Origin of the sequence: Pseudomonas sp. LTR0 (assembly GCF_036630035.1) — a bacterium.
GTDB lineage: Bacteria > Pseudomonadota > Gammaproteobacteria > Pseudomonadales > Pseudomonadaceae > Aquipseudomonas > Aquipseudomonas putida_Y.
In genome coordinates, this window is sequence record NZ_CP123734.1 from 3,098,473 (window position 1) to 3,112,587 (window position 14,115).

Consider the following 14,115-nt stretch of genomic DNA (forward strand, 5'->3'; position numbering starts at 1 on the left):
GCCCTGTAGGCGCGGGCTTGCCCGCGAATGCCCCTCAAAGACAATCCGAGATTCTGTAATGCCATTCGCAATTCGCATCACCCCCACCCTGCTGCTGGCCCTGGCCAGCACCACTGCCCTTGCCAACGACGACCTGCTGACCCGCAGCACCCTGACCGGTGACTGGGGCGGCCTGCGCCATCAACTCGAAGAAGACGGCGTCAAGATCACCGGCGACTACAGCGGTGAAACCGCCTACAACGCCCATGGTGGCCTGCACCGCTCGGCGCGCTATTCGCAGAACGTCAAGCTGGGCGTGCAGTTCGACCTGTCGAAACTGTACGGCCTGGACAACGGCGGCAAGGTCCAGCTGACCATCAACGACCGCCGCGGTAACAGCGCCTCGGAAGACCTGGTAGGCAACCGCCTGCCGATCCAGGAAAACTACGGCGGCCTCTACACCCGCCTGACCGAGCTGAGCTACGCGCGCACGCTGTTCACCCCGGCGCTCAACGTCAAGCTCGGCTACATGGCCATGGGCAACGACCTCGGCGGCCTGGACAGCGGCATCCTGTGCAATTTCATGAACGCCGGCTTCTGCGGCCACCCGCTGAACATGTCCGGCGGCAGTGGCTGGGCCAACTACCCCAACGCCCACCTCGGTGTGCGGGTGAAGTACGACCTGTCGCCTTCCTGGCAACTGCGCGTGGCGGCGTTCAACGTTGACCCCGAAAGCAACGGCAACTCCAGCCGCGCCTGGCACCTGGGGCCCAAGCACACCACCGGCACCGTGGTACCGGTAGAGCTTATCTACAAGCTGCAAGGTGAACTGCCAGGTGAGTACAAGCTGGGCTACTACTACGACAGCTCCGATGTGAAACGCATCGGCAGCGACGATGAAGTGTCCGGCCGAGGTGGCCATTACCTGTTGGTCGACCAGGCAGTGTGGAACGACCAGGCCTCCCCAGGCCGAAGCCTGCACGCCTTCGGCCAGTACTCGGCGTCAAGCAAGGCTGCTTCGCCGTTCACCAAGTGGTATGGCGCCGGCGTGGTGCTGTACAAACCGTTCGAAGGCCGCCCGAAGGATACCGTGGCACTGGGTTATGGCCGGGCCGTGCCCAACCCGCATAGCCGCGACGTGCTGGAAGATGCCGCTTTCAACGCGGGCCAGCAGTTCCCGGATATCGACAGCGCCGAGCAGTTGATCGAACTGAGCTACGGCTACCAGGCCACGCCATGGCTGAACCTGCGCCCGGATGTGCAATACATCATCGAGCCAGGGGCGTTTTCGGGCAAAGACATCGACAACGCACTGGTGGTTGGCCTGCAGGTCAAGGCGACCTTCTGAGTCACCGGGGCCGCGCTGCGGCCCATCCACCGTCGCGACCATCAAGCCTGCTTGAGGTAGTCCACCAGCCTCAGCAGCATGGCATCGCAGCCCCGCAACTGTTCGACACTGACAAACTCATCCGGCTTGTGGCCCTGGTCCATGCTGCCAGGCCCGCACACCACGGTGGGGATGCCCGCCTGGTCAAACAGGCCACCTTCGGTACCAAACGCTACCGTACCGAACGTATCCGAGCCACTGAGCAACGCCACCAACCTCGCAGCCTCGCTGTCCTCCGGTGTCGCCAGCCCCGGATAGGCACTCAGCGGCTCCAGGCGAATGGCGCTGGCGATGTTGACCTTGCGCATACGTGGCAGCAACTCGGTTTCAGCATAGGTTTGTAACTGGTCGGCCACCGCCTGCGCCTCGAACCCAGGGAGCGCGCGTACTTCGAAATCGAACTCGCACTCGGCCGGCACGATGTTCAGCGCCCTGCCCCCTTTGACCACGCCGGTCTGCACCGTGGAGAACGGCGGATCGAAGCGCTCGTCGTGATAAGCCGGCAGTGCCAGGGCATCGCCGATGTCACCCAACTTGCCAATCAGTTTCGCCGCATACTCGATGGCGTTCACCCCATACGGCGCGTACGCCGAATGGCACGCTGCGCCCTGTACCTGGCAGCGCATTGCCAGCTTGCCCTTGTGCCCCAGCACCGGTTTGAGTTCGGTAGGTTCACCGATCAGGCACAGCCGTGGTTTACACGGGCGCTGTTCGAGGGCAGCCAGCATCGAGCGCACGCCCAGGCAACCAACTTCTTCGTCATAGGAAAATGCCAGGTGTACCGGCATGCGCAACGGCTGGGCGAGAAAAGCGGGTACAGCAGCCAACACCGAGGCGATAAAGCCTTTCATGTCGGCCGTGCCGCGGCCATACAGGCGGCCTTCACACTCACTCAGGGCAAACGGCTCGACCGTCCAGGCCTGGCCATCCACTGGCACCACATCGGTATGGCCAGACAGCACCACACCGCCAACATCCTTGGGGCCGATGGTGGCGAACAGGTTGGCCTTGGTGCCCTCCGGGTTATGGAACAGCTCGCATTCCACTCCCAACTCGGCCAGGTAATCACGGATAAAACCGATCAGCGCCAGGTTGGAGTCGCGGCTCACCGTGGCAAAGCCGATCAGTCGGGCCAGCAGCGCGCGGCTGGCAAACTCACTCATCGCCCGGCACCCCATAGCTTGGCGCGGCGGTCGGGTTGAGGGCGCGGGTAACGTAATCCTGCATCTGGGGGCGATAGGCTTGCCACAGGCCATCAAGCACGCCGATCGGGTCACTATCGGCCCAGTCGACGCGCAGGTCCACCAGCGGCCAGGTCAGCTCGCCCGCAATCTTCAGCGCCGCCGAGTGCACGGGCCCGGCTTCGCCACCCGCTGCCATCGCCGCGTGCATGGCTGCCAGCAGGCGATCGGCCAGATGGCCGCCGGCCTGCTCGAAGGCCAGCACCATGGCTTCGATCACCTGGGTCGAGGACAGCAGGTTGCCAGCCGCCGCGCATTGTTCGCCGGCCACTGCATTGTGCGTGCCCAGTGCTTCTCGCCCGGTGAACAATGCCACCTGGCCGTGACTGTCGATCACCGTGACCTGGCGGTATTCACTCCAGCCATTGGCACTGAGCACCCTGTCCAGCGCAGCGGCAGGCGGTAACTGGCCATGCTCAAGGGCATCGAGAATCTGCGGGCCTAGCGCCGGCAGGGTGATGTTCTGGGTAGAGACCGCGCCCACACCGGCACGCACCCAGGGGCAACGGGCACCCACGGCGATGCTCGACGAGCTGATGGCGATACCGACCTGGCCGGTTTCCTGGCAACGACCGATGATGGAGAACGTCATGTCATGGTTCCTGTTGTGCTGTGCGATACACGGCATTCTGAGTGGAACCTTCTGGCGGGCGAAACGACCTTTTTCCGAGGGGGTAGGCAGGAAAAAACTATGCTCAAGGCGCCGCTCTCTGCACCCGCTCGAAAAACCACCTCACCCACCCGGGCAACCCACCCCGCAGGCCAGAGAACTCAAGGCCTTCGCCGTTTTATCGGCAAGCACCAGCTAAATACTATTTTCGCCATTTCCACGGCATCCCTAGTCTGGCTCCAGGCAACGGCGGTCCTCCAAACCGACCTGACAAAAACCGCCTGAACAAGGGCTCGGACATGACACTGAACAACCTCGAAATCGACACCCTCGTCGTCGGCGCCGGCCAGGCCGGCGTGGCCATGAGCGAACACCTGAGCAAGCTTGGCGTGCCGCACCTGGTACTGGAGCGCAACCGCATCGCGCAGGCCTGGCGTACCGGCCGCTGGGACTCGCTGGTCGCCAACGGCCCGGCCTGGCACGACCGCTTCCCGGGGCTGGAATTCAACCTCGACGCCGATGCGTTCGCCGGCAAGGACCAGGTGGCCGACTACTTCGAGCAGTACGTACGCAAGTACAACCTGCCCGTGCGCACCGGCATTGAAGTGAAGCGCGTGGTGCGTAACAGCGACCGCCCAGGCTTCACCATCGAAACCAATGAAGGCGTGATTCGCGCCAACCGCGTAGTCGCCGCCACCGGCCCGTTCCAGAAGCCGGTGATCCCGGCCATCGCGCCGAAAGACAGCAACCTGCACCAGATTCATTCCGCCGCTTACTTCAACCCAGAGCAGCTGCCTGAAGGCGCGGTACTGGTGGTCGGTGCCGGTTCCTCCGGCGTGCAGATTGCCGAGGAATTGATGCGTGCCGGACGCCAGGTGTACCTGTCGGTCGGCGCCCACGACCGCCCGCCGCGTGCCTACCGCAACCGCGACTTCTGCTGGTGGCTGGGCGTACTGGGCGAGTGGGACGCAGAAATTGCCAAGCCCGGTCGCGAGCATGTGACCATCGCGGTCAGCGGCGCCCGCGGTGGCCACACCGTGGACTTCCGCGCCCTCGCCCACCAGGGCATGACCCTGGTCGGCCTGACCCAGTCGTTTGAAAACGGCGTAGCGCGCTTCCAGGACAACCTGGTCGAGAACATCAACCGCGGCGACGAAAACTACCTGGCCCTACTGGATGCGGCCGATGCCTACATCGAACGCAACGGCCTGGACCTGCCGCAAGAGCCCGAAGCCCGCCAGCGCCTGGCCGACCCGGAGTGCATGCGCAACCCGCTGCAGCAACTGGACCTGGCCAAGGCCGGCGTCAGCAGCATCATCTGGGCCACCGGTTACGGCGTGGACTTCAGCTGGCTGCAGGTAGACACCTTCGATGCCAACGGCAAGCCCCAGCACCAGCGTGGTGTGGCCCGAGAACCGGGCGTGTACTTCCTCGGCCTGCCGTGGTTGTCGCGCCGTGGTTCATCGTTCATCTGGGGGGTGTGGCACGACGCCAAGCACGTAGCCGGCCACATTGCCACGCAGCGTACCTACACCGCCTACCGCGACCGCGAGCAACGCGCAGCGGATGAGCAGCAAACTGCCAAGATCAGCAATGTCAGCACCCTCGGAGCCCACTGATGCCTACCCATACTCGCATCCGCATGTTCAACACCAAGGAAACCTACCCCAACCAGACCCTGGACAACGACTTGTGCCAGGCCGTACGGGCGGGCAATACCATCTACGTGCGCGGTCAGGTCGGTACCGACTTCGAAGGCAAACTGGTCGGCCTGGGTGACCCGCGCGCACAAACCGAACAGGCGATGAAGAACGTCAAGCAACTGCTTGAAGAAGCCGGCTCGGACCTGTCGCACATCGTCAAGACCACCACCTACATCACCGACCCGCGCTTCCGCGAGCCGGTGTACAAGGAGGTGGGCAAGTGGCTCAAGGGCGTGTTCCCGATTTCCACCGGGTTGGTGGTGGCCGGGTTGGCCCAGGCCGAGTGGCTGATGGAGATCGACGTGATCGCCGTGGTGCCCGATCAGCAATGACCACAGGCCTGAATGACGGCGGGTGACTGCCACCTGCCCGTCCAGCCACGCCTGGGTTGCCCGTGCCGCAGCTTGCCAGCGCTGAGGTGCGGGCACACCAACGGACGACGGCACATGCACACTGAAACGTCGCCCGCAGTTCGCGCGTGGCTGGCTACCCGGCGCAGCTCCAACGCCATCGGGCGTACCACACCCAGTCCATTCAGTAGGTCGCCCTCCCGCCGCTGAGGTCAAACACAAAGCCAGTGGTAAAGCTGCACTCAGGCCCGGCGATCCAGCTGACCATGTTGGCAATCTCCTCGGCCTTGAGGAAGCGCCCCATGGGGATCTTGGCCTTGCTCGCGGCAATATGCTCGGCCGTCATCTCGGCCATCAGCGGCGTCTCGACCATCGCCGGTGCCACGCAGTTGAGCAGCACGCCATCCTGCGCCAGCTCCTTGGCTGCCGCCTTGGTGAAGGCGATGACCCCGGCCTTGGCTGCCGAATAGCCCGAGATGTACTGCACACCCTCCTTGCCGGCCATGGAGGCGATATTGACGATGCGCCCGTAGCCGCGCTCAAGCATGTGCGCGATGGCGGTGCGGCAGCAATAGAACACACCGTTCAGGTCGATGGCGATGACCTTGTCCCAGGCGTCTGGCGGGTACTCCCAAGACGCCACCACCGGACCGTTGATGCCGGCATTGTTGACCAAGATCTGCACCTGCCCCAAACGCGCCAGCGTCTGGGCAAAAGCCGCCTCCACCGAGGCCAGCGACGACACATCCACTGCCTGGCGCAGCACCGGCTCGAAGCCGTTTTCCGTGCTGTTCCAGCCATCGACGGCAAGGTCCCAGATCACCACCTGGGCGCCGGCGACATGCAAGCGGCGGGCAATCGCCAGGCCGATGCCACGCATGCCACCGGTGACGATAGCGATTTGGCCTTGCAGGTACTGGCTCATTGTTCAGCTCCATTTTCGACAGAAGGAATATCCGGCAAGCGACGCAGGTCACATGCCCTTTGGGGCGCTAGCCGAGACGATCCTCCAGGCCATGGAGGATGCCGCCCGGGACGGGTGTTCTGTTCAGTGTTCATCACGATTGCGCGCTTGTTGTTGGAAGGGCAAACAACGGAGGGGCTAGGCAAACCCGAACAATCGCCGAGGGGTGTCCCACATTACTGTGCGGCGCAGCCGGGCATCCGGCATCAGGCGCTCGGCCAGCTTCAGCAGCGGGCCGTAGTCCACCCGCGCGGGTTGGCGAATGAACGGCCAGTCCGACCCCCACACACAGGATTGGGCGCCAAAGGCTTCGAGCAGGGCCTGCACGTATGCACTGCTCTGTTCGAACAAGGCGTCCGCTGCGGCAAACTTCTGCATGCCTGACAGCTTCACGCAGGCGCGGCCGCTGTCGGCCAGCCGCAGCAACGCCTGGAAGCCGGCTTGCTGCAAACCGGCAGCGACATCCGGGCGGCCGCAATGGTCAATCAACAGACGAGCCTGCGAGCCTTGCAGCAGGCTGTGCAGGTCCAGCAACTGGTCGTCACACACCTGCAGCTGGGCGAACATGCCAACCTCGGCGAGCTTGCCGAACAGCCCGTCAACGCCCTTGAGGCTGGCTACCCCGTACAGCGCGGGGTTGAAGGCGATACCCACCACGCCTTGCGCCTGCAACGCCGCCAGCGCGTCGAGGTTGATGTCCGCCTTGACCACCGCCACCCCCTTGAACCGCCCCTGCCCGCTGGCCAAGGCATGCAGCAGGCAGCGGTTGTCGGTGTGGTAGCCGCTGTTGGGGCCCACCAGCAAGGCATGTTGCACGCCGTAAGCCTCCATCACCCGGGTGAACTGCGCCTGGGTGGCGACCTCCTGGCCGGAGGGCGCGTAGGGTGCATCGGGGTGATAGGGGAAACGGGCGGGGTCAAACAAATGGTTATGGCAATCGATCTTCGCTTCGTCAAATATGTTCACGCAGCACTCCCGTCAAGCGCCACTGCGCTTGTCTGCAGATCTTGTTATTGTGCGCCGCAAGGGCAGTTAGGCTGGGATTAACGATACTGTGTGGCCGGCTTTGACGCTCATACCCAGATGGCGAAAACCATAACCGAAGGTAATACACATGCTGCTTGGCAACGAAGGCGCAGACGCAAGCACCATGCTGTTCAAGCTGCGGCACATGGAAGTGTTCAGGGCGGTGATGCTGACGGGCTCGATCAGTGCGGCGGCCAAATTGCTGTATGTGTCGCAGCCGGCGGTGAGCAAGCTGATTCAGTACATCGAAGCGCGCCTGGCCTACCCGCTGTTCGAGCGCGTCAACAACCGCCTGGTGCCGACGGCCGAAGCGCAGGTGCTGTTTCGCGAGGTCGAGCGGGTGTACCAGGCAGCGTTGCAGGTCAACGAATGTGCCCTGGCGCTGGGCGCTGGCGGCCAGCGCAAGTTGCGTATCTCATGCAGTGCATCGTTGTCCACGGTGGTGATCCCAATGGCCCTGGCCCAGCTCAAGCGTGAATCACCGTCACTGAATATCGAGTGGCAAACCTCGTTGATGGGCGAAATGCCCAACCAGATCTTGTCGAAGAAGGTCGACCTGTCGATCGCCGCCCTGCCGGTGGTGCACGACCACCTGCATTCGCAAGCGTTCATGCGTGGACGCATGGTAGTGGTGATGCCGCCGGGTCACCCTTTGGCCGGTCAGCCCGCGCTGACCCTGCAGCAGCTGGAGGGCCACGCGTTGCTGCTGTTCCGGCCCGACATGCCGTTTGGCAAGCTGTTGGCCGAACACATCGGGCGCCGCGGGCTACAACTGAAATCACTGTTGTCGTTCACCAATGCCAACGAGGCTGTGGCGTTGGTCAAGCAAGGCATGGGCATCAGCGTGATCGACGAGTTCGTTGCACAGGACAGCGGGCTGGCGGTGGTGCCGTTGGCCGATGAGATTCACTTCGATATCAGCTTCGTCTATTCGCGCTTCGAGCCGCCCTCGCATGCAGCGCTGCAGTTGATGCGGGTGTTGCAGGGGCAGGCGCAGAAGCTGGGGCGGGCGCTTGCGCCGGGCTGATCATCTATGCAACTGCTCCCCTGTGGGAAGGGCTTCAGCCGCGAACACTGCCGAAGCCGGTGCCGTGCACCGAGTCGCCAGATTCGCGGGCACGTCCGCTTCCGCTGGGTATACAAGGGTGCGGTTTAAAAGCCGACCGTGGCCGAGAGCAGATAGGTCCGCGGGGTGGACAGGGTCAACCCCGGCTCACTGTCATCCGACGCCCCTGCCGAGCTCCAGTAGCGATCATCGAGCACATTCTCGACACTGGCCCGCAAGGTAACCTCGGTGGCGTCCACCTTGAAGGCATAACGTGCACCCAGGTCATAACGCTCCCAGCCGTCGATGCGCTTGCTGTTGTTCTGGTCCAGGTACTGGGAACTTGAGTGAATGCCGCGCGCTGTGAAGGTCAGGCCGTTCACCCCTGGCACGTCCCATTCAGCCCCCAGATTGACGTTGTATTCGGGCGTGGCCGGCGCACGGTTGCCATCGTAGGCACCGCCGACAGTGTCGGTGAGTTCGCTGTCGATATACATCACCCCACCCAGCACCCGCACGCCCTGCACCGGTTCACCGAACACACTCAGCTCGATGCCGCGGTTGTCACGCTTGCCATTGGGGCCGAATACCCGCGAGGCGGGGTTGGTCTCGTAGGCTGGCTGGCGGATGCGGAAGGCGCTGGCGGTAAAGGCCACCTGGCCGAGGTCGTACTTGGCCCCCACTTCGATCTGGCGGCTGGTGAACGGCGGGAAGATCTGGTCTTCGTTGATCGAGGTCGACGGGGCGATCTTGCCTTGGCTCAGACCCTCCATGTAGTTGGCGTACAACGAGAGCTGGTCGGTGACCTTGAGCAATACGCCCCCAGAAGGCGAGACCTTTTCTTCGTCATAGCCCGTATCGCCTTTGACGCCGTCGCTCCAGTCATCCACCTGCACCCGTTGCCAGCGCGCCCCCAGGGTCAACAGCAGGCGGTCGTCAAAAAAGCCAAGGGTATCGGCCAGGGCCACGCCGGAAAAGCGGTTTTCCGTGTAGACCTCGGGGTCGAGGCGGGTTGGCGTAGCGGGTGACGGTGCGGCCACCGGGTTGTAGAGGTTGCTCGGCGCCGAGGCATAGCGCGCACCGCCGTTGGTGAAGTCCATGTAGTAATAGCTGGCGGCCAGGTTCAGCTCGTGGCTCACCGGCCCGGTATGGAACCAGTGACGCAAACCGGCCATGGCGGTGCGCACTGACTCGTCCCGGGTAAAGTCACGCGGCTGCACGGTGAAGTCGCCGGCATCGTTGGTGATCGACACGTTATGGCGAAGGAAGTCGTGGTTGCTCTTGCGCGCGCCGACCGCACCATAGGCCAGCAGCGACTCGCTGATATCGTACTCGGCGTTCAGCGCACCGAAGGTGTCGTTGGTACGCGCCTTGCTCCAGGCCTGGGCGTAGTTGTGACGTACATCATTGGCATTGGGCACCTTGGCATTGGCACCGACCAGCACACGCTCCTGCGGGGCGTCGGTGTCGCGTTCGGTGTGGCCAAGGTCCGCCGAGAGCCGCAGGCGCTCGCCTCGAAAATCCAGGCCCAGCACCGCCATTTCGCGGTCAACGCGCTGGTGATCCCATTCGGTGTCACCGGCCTGCTTCACGCCATTGAAGCGCACGCCGAACTGCTGGTCTTCACCAAAGCGACGGCCGATATCCACTGCGCCGCCAGCCTGGCCGGCCGAAGCGTAGCTGCCGGTGAATTCGGTGATCGGCTTGTCAGCGGCTCGCTTGGGCTGCACATTGATACCGCCGCCCACGCTGCCACGCGGCGAAATGCCGTTGATCAACTGGCTGGGGCCTTTGATGATGTCGACCCGGTCAGCCATTTCCATGTCGATCGAATACGTCGGCAAGATGCCATACAGGCCGTTGTAGGCCACATCGCTGTTGAACAGGCTGAAGCCGCGAATGGTGAACTGCTCGAAACGCCCGCCCGCCGGGTTGGTAGCACGCACTGAAGGGTCACTGGCAATCAGTTCGCCCAAGGTGCGCGCCTGTTGGTTCTTGACCAGGTCGCTGGTGTAGCTGCTGATGCTGAATGGGGTTTCCATGAAGTCGCGCGAACCGAGCAAGCCTTGTGCCCCCTGGCGTGCCACTTGGCCACCGGCATACGGCTGCGTTTCGTTGCCTGCGGCCAGGCCGCCGACGATGCTGGTGGGGGCGATTTCCATAGCGCCACTGCCCTGGGGGGCAGGCATCAGGGTGAAGGCCCCCTCACCCACCGGCAGCGCCTGCAGGCCACTACTGCGCAGCAACTGGCTGAAGCCTTCATCGACACTGTAACGACCGGACAAGCCGTTACTTTGCCGGCCCTCTACCAATGCCGGGTCCAGCGAAAGGCTGACACCGGCCTGGTCGGCGAAATGGGTCAAAGCAGCACCCAGGCTGGCTGGCGCTACCTGGAACGTACGCCGGGCCGGCTCATCGGCCCAGGTGGGTGCACACAACAGCAGGCTCATCGCGAACAATGGATGTGCTGCGCGCGCCAGTGGGCGCAGGCGGCAAGATTTTACTGCAGGCATTGAACAAGGCTCCCCTTTTATTTTCTCCTACCGGTAATGACCGGCGAGTGAAAAAAAGGGGACAGCCTCATGCTCGTTTTTCTCGTGCGGTCAGGCTCACCCAATAACGCGTGCGGGTCTGCACTTGCAACGGCAGGCTGGCGGCGAGCAGGGCCAGCACCCGGTCGGTGTCGTCAAGGCGGAACGTGCCGGTCACACGCAAGCGCTCCAGTTCTGGTGCCCAGCGCAGTACGCCGGGGCGATACCTGCGCAGTTCGCGCAGCAACTCGCCCAACGGGCGGTCGTCCAGCCGTAGCGCGCCTTCGCGCCAGCCCAGTTGCCATTCGTCGAAGGCTTTGACAGGGCCAACACCGGTCGCCTGCAAACTGGCCTGTTGGCCGGCCTGTAGCATCACGGCTGGCCCACGCAACGGCTGCAGGCTGACCGCCTCCTTGATCGCCGACACCCGGCAGGCCTCATCAAGCAGGCGCAGGCACACCTCGCCCTCACTGAGCACCACCCGGCCGTAAGGCACCTGCAAGGTGAGGCTCAGGTTAGCGGGCACGCTGACGGCCACTTCACCGCGCACCAGTGCCACGCGGCCTGCACCCAGCTCGATATCGACCGCACTGTCGGTGTTCAACTGCAACAAGGTGCCGTCGCTCAGCATTGCCTGCCTGCGCTCTCCTACCGCGGTGCGCATGTCGGCGGTCCAGGCATCCAGCGGCAGCTCACGGCTCACCAGCCAGGCCAACGGCAGCAACGCCGACACACCCAGGGCTTGTTTGAGCAGTGCCCGACGACCGGCATCCGGGCGATCCAGGGCGGCCATCGCCAATGCGCCGGGCAACCCGGCAAACCGCGCTCGCAGCAGCGATGCCTTTTGCCAGGCGTCTTCGTGCAGGGGGCTGCTGGCGCGCCATTGCGCCAGGCGCAGCAGGTCAGCTTCGCTTGCGTCGCCAGAATCCAGTAGTGCCAGCCAACGGGCCGCAGCACGCAGCGCCTCGCGGGTTTCTGGGGTGTGGGGGCTCATCGCAACTCGGCCAACAGGCAATGCTCGTAAGCCTGCGCCATGTAGCGTTTCACCGAGCGCTGGCAAACGCCCAGGCGCTGGCCAATCTCGGCGTAGCCCAAACCTTCCAGCTGGTGCCAGAGAAAGGCCTTGCGTATCGCCGGCTTGAGGCCGTCGAGCAGTTCATCCAGTGCCTGCAGGGTTTCCAGCAGTACCCAGCGCTGTTCTGGCGACGGCACGTGTTGCTCGGGCAACTGCGCCAAGGCATCAAGGTAGGCCTGCTCCAGGCTACGTCGCTGGTGGAAGTTGCTGAGCAAACGCTTGCCCACGGTCAGCAGATAGGCGCGCGGTTCGCGTATGTCTGCCAGCGGCTGGGCGCTGGCCAGAATGCGCAGAAATGTATCCTGACTGAGGTCGGCGGCATCCCAGGCATTGCCCATACGCCGGCGCAGCCAGGTTTCAAGCCAGCCACGATGCTCCCGGTACAGGGCAGGCAGGCCAGGCTCCGGTGGCGGCGCGGCGTCGATCATGAGGTGAGTCCTGCAGCGGAGTAAATAAGATTAATTCTAATTTACATCACGCCACAGAACCAAGCGGTTTGTTACCGGTCAGGCAATTGCTTCATCTACCAGCACTTGTGCTTCCTGCACCAGACGCTGCAAATGCGCCTCGTCGATGAAGCTTTCGGCGTAGATCTTGTAGATGTCTTCAGTACCCGACGGGCGCGCGGCGAACCAGCCATTGGCCGTCATCACCTTGAGCCCGCCAATCGCCTGGCCATTGCCTGGAGCATGGCTGAGGATCTGCACGATCGGCTCACCGGCCAGCTCGGTCGACTTCACCTGCTCCGGCGCCAGCTTGCTCAGCAACGCCTTCTGCCGCGCGTCCGCCTTGGCCTCGACACGAGTGGCGAACGGCTTGCCCAGCGCGTCGGTCAGGTCGGCATAAGCCTGGCTCGGGTTACGCCCGGTACGGGCGGTCATTTCGGCGGCCAGCAAGGCCGGGATCAACCCGTCCTTGTCGGTGGCCCACACCGAGCCATCGCGGCGCAGGAACGAAGCCCCTGCACTTTCTTCGCCACCAAAACCGAGCGAACCGTCGAACAGGCCCTGGGCGAAGAACTTGAAGCCCACCGGCACTTCGTACAGCTTACGGCCCAGGCGCTGGGTGACGCGGTCGATCAGGCCGCTGGAGACCACGGTCTTGCCCACGGCAGCGTCACTGCGCCACTGCGGGCGGTGGCGGAACAGGTAGTCGATGGCCACGGCGAGGTAGTTGTTGGGTTGCAGCAAGCCATCAGGGGTAACGATGCCGTGGCGGTCGTGGTCCGGGTCGCAAGCGAAGGCCACGTCAAAGCGCTCACGCAGGCCTATCAGGCCCTGCATGGCATACGGCGAGGAAGGGTCCATGCGGATCTGGCCGTCCCAGTCGACGGTCATGAAGCGGAAGGTCGGGTCGACCTCGGTGTTCACCACTTCCAGGTCCAGCTGGTAGTGCTTGGCAATCGCCGACCAGTAGCGCACCCCTGCCCCGCCCAGCGGGTCGACGCCCAAGCGCAACCCGGCGCGACGGATGACATCGAAATCGATGACGTTTTCCAGGTCGGCCACATAGGTGCTGACGTAGTCGTGGCGGTGGGTGGTCGGCGCCAGCAGCGCCTGGGCATGGTCCATGCGCTTGACGCCGGCCAGGTTAGCGGCCAGCAGTTCGTTGGCCTTGCCCTCGATCCACTTGGTCACGTCGCTGTCGGCCGGCCCGCCGTTGGGCGGGTTGTACTTGAAGCCACCGCTTTGTGGCGGGTTGTGCGACGGGGTAATGACGATACCGTCAGCCAGACCCTGTGTGCGGCCACGGTTGTGGCAGAGGATGGCGTGGGACACAGCCGGTGTGGGCGTGTATTCGTCATCCTTGGACAGCATCACCTGCACGCCGTTAGCGGCCAGTACTTCCAAGGCACTGGCGGCCGCAGGAGCTGACAGGGCGTGGGTATCGGCGCCGATAAACAGCGGGCCATCGATACCTTTTTCCTGGCGGTACAGGCAGATAGCCTGGCTAATGGCCAGGACGTGATACTCGTTGAAACTCAATTCAAGCGAACTGCCCCGGTGCCCCGAGGTGCCGAAGGCCACGCGCTGGGCCGCCACGGCAGCATCTGGGCGGCCGGTGTAATAGGCGGTGAGCAGCCGGGGAATATCGACCAGCACGCTGGCCGGAGCCGGCTTGCCTGCCAAAGGACTGAGCGTCATGCAAAAACCTCGAGTTCAACGGATGTTGGTGTTGGAACGTGCAGTGTACTGAGAGTTGCA

Annotated in this window: 12 protein-coding genes; 4 read left to right on the forward strand and 8 right to left on the reverse strand. The window is 63.7% G+C overall.

Features of this window, described 5'->3' with window-relative positions:
- Positions 1–58 precede the first annotated feature (58 nt).
- Positions 59–1,327 carry a carbohydrate porin gene (locus tag QCL51_RS14355; protein WP_338443542.1) on the forward strand — a complete coding sequence of 423 codons (1,269 nt, stop codon included), beginning with the start codon at positions 59–61 and terminating at the stop codon, positions 1,325–1,327.
- Between the two features lie 41 nt (positions 1,328–1,368).
- On the opposite strand, the gene argE is transcribed toward QCL51_RS14355, so the two are convergent.
- Both argE and QCL51_RS14365 read right to left on the reverse strand, forming a co-directional pair.
- Positions 1,369–2,529 (reverse strand): acetylornithine deacetylase, encoded by a 1,161-nt coding sequence (argE, locus tag QCL51_RS14360; protein WP_021781671.1) that lies wholly within the window; start codon positions 2,527–2,529, stop codon positions 1,369–1,371.
- On the reverse strand, positions 2,522–3,199 hold the full coding sequence (locus QCL51_RS14365) for a DUF1028 domain-containing protein (RefSeq protein ID WP_103462584.1): 678 nt from the start codon (positions 3,197–3,199) through the stop codon (positions 2,522–2,524). The genes argE and QCL51_RS14365 overlap by 8 nt, the downstream gene beginning before the upstream one ends.
- Positions 3,200–3,516: 317 nt before the next feature.
- Between QCL51_RS14365 and QCL51_RS14370 the strand changes: the two genes are divergently transcribed.
- A complete protein-coding gene (locus tag QCL51_RS14370) occupies positions 3,517–4,836 on the forward strand; it encodes an NAD(P)/FAD-dependent oxidoreductase (protein ID WP_021781673.1) in 1,320 nt (439 codons plus the stop codon).
- Positions 4,836–5,252, forward strand: a complete 417-nt coding sequence (locus QCL51_RS14375) for a RidA family protein (protein ID WP_014590706.1) — start codon at positions 4,836–4,838, stop codon at positions 5,250–5,252. The genes QCL51_RS14370 and QCL51_RS14375 overlap by 1 nt, the downstream gene beginning before the upstream one ends.
- Positions 5,253–5,454: 202 nt before the next feature.
- Here the strand turns inward: QCL51_RS14375 and QCL51_RS14380 are convergent, their stop codons facing one another.
- Both QCL51_RS14380 and QCL51_RS14385 read right to left on the reverse strand, forming a co-directional pair.
- The gene (locus QCL51_RS14380; RefSeq protein WP_338443547.1) at positions 5,455–6,195 is read right to left on the reverse strand and encodes an SDR family NAD(P)-dependent oxidoreductase; all 741 of its coding nucleotides are present in this window, start codon (positions 6,193–6,195) and stop codon (positions 5,455–5,457) included.
- A 177-nt stretch (positions 6,196–6,372) separates the two neighbouring features.
- The gene (locus QCL51_RS14385) at positions 6,373–7,200 is read right to left on the reverse strand and encodes an amidohydrolase family protein (protein ID WP_101196281.1); all 828 of its coding nucleotides are present in this window, start codon (positions 7,198–7,200) and stop codon (positions 6,373–6,375) included.
- Between the two features lie 148 nt (positions 7,201–7,348).
- On the opposite strand from QCL51_RS14385, the gene QCL51_RS14390 reads away from it, so the two are divergent.
- Positions 7,349–8,287, forward strand: coding sequence for a LysR substrate-binding domain-containing protein (locus tag QCL51_RS14390; protein WP_101196282.1), 939 nt, complete (start codon positions 7,349–7,351; stop codon positions 8,285–8,287).
- Positions 8,288–8,412: 125 nt separating this feature from the next.
- Here QCL51_RS14390 and QCL51_RS14395 read toward each other — a convergent pair whose 3' ends face one another.
- From QCL51_RS14395 to pgm, 4 genes are all read right to left on the reverse strand, one after another.
- On the reverse strand, positions 8,413–10,818 hold the full coding sequence (locus QCL51_RS14395) for a TonB-dependent receptor (protein WP_338443549.1): 2,406 nt from the start codon (positions 10,816–10,818) through the stop codon (positions 8,413–8,415).
- A gap of 67 nt (positions 10,819–10,885) precedes the next feature.
- Entirely contained in the window at positions 10,886–11,830 is a 945-nt protein-coding gene (locus QCL51_RS14400) for a DUF4880 domain-containing protein (RefSeq protein ID WP_103444279.1), read from the reverse strand.
- Positions 11,827–12,339, reverse strand: a complete 513-nt coding sequence (locus QCL51_RS14405; protein ID WP_021781678.1) for a sigma-70 family RNA polymerase sigma factor — start codon at positions 12,337–12,339, stop codon at positions 11,827–11,829. The genes QCL51_RS14400 and QCL51_RS14405 overlap by 4 nt, the downstream gene beginning before the upstream one ends.
- Positions 12,340–12,417: 78 nt before the next feature.
- Positions 12,418–14,055, reverse strand: a complete 1,638-nt coding sequence (pgm, locus tag QCL51_RS14410; protein ID WP_021781679.1) for a phosphoglucomutase (alpha-D-glucose-1,6-bisphosphate-dependent) — start codon at positions 14,053–14,055, stop codon at positions 12,418–12,420.
- Positions 14,056–14,115: the final 60 nt, after the last annotated feature.

Excerpts from the sequence above, each read along its gene's own strand:
- QCL51_RS14355 (WP_338443542.1), top strand. The coding sequence starts at position 59 with ATGCCATTCGCAATTCGCATCACCCCCACCCTGCTGCTGGCCCTGGCC.
- argE (WP_021781671.1), bottom strand. The coding sequence starts at position 2,529 with ATGAGTGAGTTTGCCAGCCGCGCGCTGCTGGCCCGACTGATCGGCTTT.
- QCL51_RS14365 (WP_103462584.1), bottom strand. The coding sequence starts at position 3,199 with ATGACGTTCTCCATCATCGGTCGTTGCCAGGAAACCGGCCAGGTCGGT.
- QCL51_RS14370 (WP_021781673.1), top strand. The coding sequence starts at position 3,517 with ATGACACTGAACAACCTCGAAATCGACACCCTCGTCGTCGGCGCCGGC.
- QCL51_RS14375 (WP_014590706.1), top strand. The coding sequence starts at position 4,836 with ATGCCTACCCATACTCGCATCCGCATGTTCAACACCAAGGAAACCTAC.
- QCL51_RS14380 (WP_338443547.1), bottom strand. The coding sequence starts at position 6,195 with ATGAGCCAGTACCTGCAAGGCCAAATCGCTATCGTCACCGGTGGCATG.
- QCL51_RS14390 (WP_101196282.1), top strand. The coding sequence starts at position 7,349 with ATGCTGCTTGGCAACGAAGGCGCAGACGCAAGCACCATGCTGTTCAAG.
- QCL51_RS14395 (WP_338443549.1), bottom strand. The coding sequence starts at position 10,818 with ATGCCTGCAGTAAAATCTTGCCGCCTGCGCCCACTGGCGCGCGCAGCA.
- QCL51_RS14400 (WP_103444279.1), bottom strand. The coding sequence starts at position 11,830 with ATGAGCCCCCACACCCCAGAAACCCGCGAGGCGCTGCGTGCTGCGGCC.
- QCL51_RS14405 (WP_021781678.1), bottom strand. The coding sequence starts at position 12,339 with ATGATCGACGCCGCGCCGCCACCGGAGCCTGGCCTGCCTGCCCTGTAC.
- pgm (WP_021781679.1), bottom strand. The coding sequence starts at position 14,055 with ATGACGCTCAGTCCTTTGGCAGGCAAGCCGGCTCCGGCCAGCGTGCTG.